2 protein-coding genes are annotated in these 3,383 nt (G+C 58.9%); both read right to left on the bottom strand.

What is annotated here, in order from left to right; translation table 11 throughout:
• Positions 1-412 precede the first annotated feature (412 nt).
• A complete protein-coding gene (locus V6C16_RS09730; protein WP_333534633.1) occupies positions 413-1,084 on the bottom strand; it encodes an adenylate kinase in 672 nt (223 codons plus the stop codon).
• Positions 1,085-1,234: 150 nt separating this feature from the next.
• On the bottom strand, positions 1,235-3,383 hold a 2,149-nt coding region (locus tag V6C16_RS09725), incomplete at its 5' end, for an AsmA family protein (RefSeq protein WP_333543096.1).

Raw genomic sequence — 3,383 nt, 5'->3', positions numbered from 1 at the left:
GGCCAGATCCACGGCTGCGGCACGTGCGCCCGGCAGGCCCATGACTTCATCCAGCAAGCCGGAGGCGCTTTGGGCAAAAGTATTGTTTTGTGTATTGCTCATGGGCGAGTAGTAGCGCAGCTTGCCGCCGGGGGCAAGCGCTACGGACGCGGTCGTGCCGGGAGAAAACAGCGTGGCGGGCGGTTTTTCTCAAAGCTTCCGCCGTTGTGTCGCCGCTGTGCTGGCGCAGTTCCGGCATTGTTCCGGCGCTGTGAGCCAGGGGAAGGCTGTGCCGGTATTCGGGGTATGCGACGTTGCAGAAAAAAGATTCCCGCATGCGCTGCGGGAATCTTTTTTCTGCGGTCAATGGCCGGTTTGCGGGCGGGCCGTCTTTTTTATGCAAGCTGCCCGCAAGCCCGTGGCGTTAAAGCTGTCAGGCCAGCTTGGACAGCAGAGTTTCCTTGATGGATTCAATGCTGCCTTCGCCGTTAAGCTCAATGTATTTGGTCTTGCCCTGATCAGCAATTTTCTTGAAGAAATAGGCGGCAGCCAAGGTTCCATCGGTGGTATTGTAATAAATATCGTGGCGCTTGTTGATGGCGGCTTCGTCCTGGTCGTCAGACCGGCTCGAGAGAGCGCCGCCACAGACGCGACAGACATCGCCATTGGGCTTGATGGCCTCAATGAAGATATTGTTGGGATGGTTGTTGTTGTTTTTGCACAGGCGGCGGCCCATGATGCGGTTTTTGGCCGTTTCGCGGGGCAGCAGGATTTCTACCACGTAGTCAAGGCGTATGCCTTCTTTCTGGAGGGCTTCCCACAGTTTTTCGGCCTGCACCATGTTGCGGGGAAAACCGTCCAGCAGCCAGCCGTGCTGTCCTTTGGACTTCAGGGTTTCAAGCACCATAGGAATGGTGATTTCATCGGGCACAAGGTCGCCGCGGTCGATGTACGCCTTGGCTTTCTTGCCCAGATCCGTGCCGCCGCCGATGTGTTCACGAAATATGGCGCCGGATTCGATGTGGGCGAGATTGTACTTCTGCTTGATAAGATCGCCTTGAGTGCCTTTGCCGCTACCGTTGGGGCCGAAAATCAGAATGTTCACCGTCACTCTCCTTGGCGGAACCGCGATTTTGATTGTGCAAAAAAGAACACATCGCCAACTTAGACCCTAAAGCCGCTCCTGTCAACGGGAGTCAGGAAGAATGGCCGACAGAATGCCTGTGTTATGACGTTGCGAAAACCTTGTAACGTATCAGCGGAAAAGTTTCCAGGTTCCTTCGACGATCCCCCCGAGAACGTCCACAAAACCCTTGGTAATGTCGCCAAGCGTATTCAGGATAAGAGTGCCGGCGCCGATGGATGTTTTAGTATTATCCAGATTGCCGTAAAGGCGCAAGGGAAAGTCCGGCACGTTCTTCATGCTTACGTTAAAGTTACAGTCCAGCGTTTCGGTGTTAAAGTCTATCCAGCCGCCGCCGTTAACCTGAAGCCCCGGCCCTTTGAGATAAAAATCACTACTCCGTGCCACTCCGTTGGTAATGCTGCCAGAGGCTCCGGATGCGGTAATCGGCGTGGGTTTGCCCTTAAGACTGCCTTCAGGCGTTCTGTGCTGGAACGAGCCGTTGAGCACTTCGACCCGCCATTTGCCATTAAGCAGGGCGGGCAACTGGCCGGGGCCGGTGAGGCTGGCGTGGATGTCGGAGTGTACGGAGCCTTTGCCCCTGAGTGCTGCGCTGCCGCCCCGTGCGTTGCTGGCATCGGTAAGGTCAAAATTGTTGATGGTAAGCGTATTGCTGAAACTGAGCCCCTTGTTGAAGGTAATGGTTCCCTTGCTTATGATGGGCGCGCCGTAAAACTGGCCGGTGATGGAGTCGGAAGTGAGCTTGCCGTTTTCGAGCTTGTAGCGGGTGCGCAGGTTCTGCACCGTAAAACGCATGACCGAGAAGCGGCTGACGCTCATTTCGCCTTGTGCGCGAAAGGTGCGCATAAAGCGGAAGTCCCATTCCTTTTCCTTGCTGCCGGTCTTGCCTTTGCCTGCGCTGCTGTTGCTCATGTAGCGGTCAAGATTGATCTGGTCGGCGTTGAGCTTGAAGTTCAGCGATGGCTGTCCGCGCCAGTCGATATTCAGGGTCCCGGTGATGACGCTCTGATCGGCCTTGGCCCGGATTTCCCGCAGGGAAAGCGTATCGGGGTCACCTCTGAAGCGCGCTTCCATTTCCACACGGTTCAGAGAGGCTGGAACGCTTGTTTTTCCCATGCCCGCCATGCGCAGGGTGCGGGCAAGGTCGGCACTGTAGGCGGACAGTTTGCCCTGCCAGAAGGGGCCGTCCTTGCCGGAAGCAAGGCTGGCCTGCCCGTGGGCTTCAATGCCGAGAACATTGAAGTGCGCTTCGGACACGGACAGCTCATTGCGGCTGGACTGGCCGCTGAAGCGGCCTGAAGCCTGTACGTGCAGGCCGTCCGGTTTCAGGGAGCGTTCCGCATCCAGACGCAGGGAAATGGAGCCGGGCAGGTTGGTGAAGTCCATCTGCCCGCCGTCGGCTCCGTCGCCGCTGAACCACAGTCTGCCGTTAATGTCGGTGGAGGCGTCCAGCCCTTGTGCGGCCAGTGCGGCTGTCCATTGGCCTTCAAGGCCAAGGCGTTCTCCGTCCCAGGCAGCGGTGCGCACCTTGAGGCCGACATCCAGGAGGGAAAAGGCCAGGGAGGATTTTTTGCCTCCGCTGATGCGCGGCGGCGGCCGCAAAGAGCCGTTTTCGGCACGGGCCGTCACGCTGCCGCGCAGTTTTCCCAAAAAAACGTCCAGTTCACGCCCCTGGCTCATGACGTCCACGTCCGCCCGCAGACGGCCGCCGCCTACAGGCATGACCTTGAGGTCTTCGGCCAGGGCCGCGCCGTTCACGTCGCGGGCGCGCAGGCGTATGGAATAGGGGGTGCTTTTGTCGCCGCCAAGGATGGTCTCGCCCTTGACGCTGCCTCCGTAGAGTTTGCCTTCCACCAGCAGCAGGGTGTCTTCAAGACGGGTTTTGGCGTCCAGCAGCCCCTGGCGGATAACCACCAGGGCATCGTCAATGACAATGCTGCCGTATGCCACTTTTTTGGCGGCAAGCCGTATGTTGTAGTCCACGCCGGTTTCGCCGGGCATGAGCGGGGCGCCGGGCAGGGGCGTGAACGGCCCGTGAACGAATTTCGGCTCTTCGGGCTGGTTGCCCACGGCTTCGGGGATGGCACGGCCGAGATTCACGTTGTCCGAAGTGAGGTCCAGGGCAACCTCGGGCTTGCTCCAGTCCGCCACGCCACCGCTGCCAGTAAAGCGGCTGCCCGCTGCCGTCACTTCAATGTGCGGTACGCGCAAACCCGTTGCGTCCAGGTCAAAAACCAGCAGGCCGTCGCTGAGATCATCC

Origin of the sequence: Desulfovibrio sp. 1188_IL3213 (genome assembly GCF_036763145.1) — a bacterium.
Lineage (GTDB): Bacteria > Desulfobacterota > Desulfovibrionia > Desulfovibrionales > Desulfovibrionaceae > Desulfovibrio.
The sequence above is the reverse complement of the archived record's forward strand: the minus strand, read 5'-3'. Positions and strand labels throughout refer to the sequence as shown.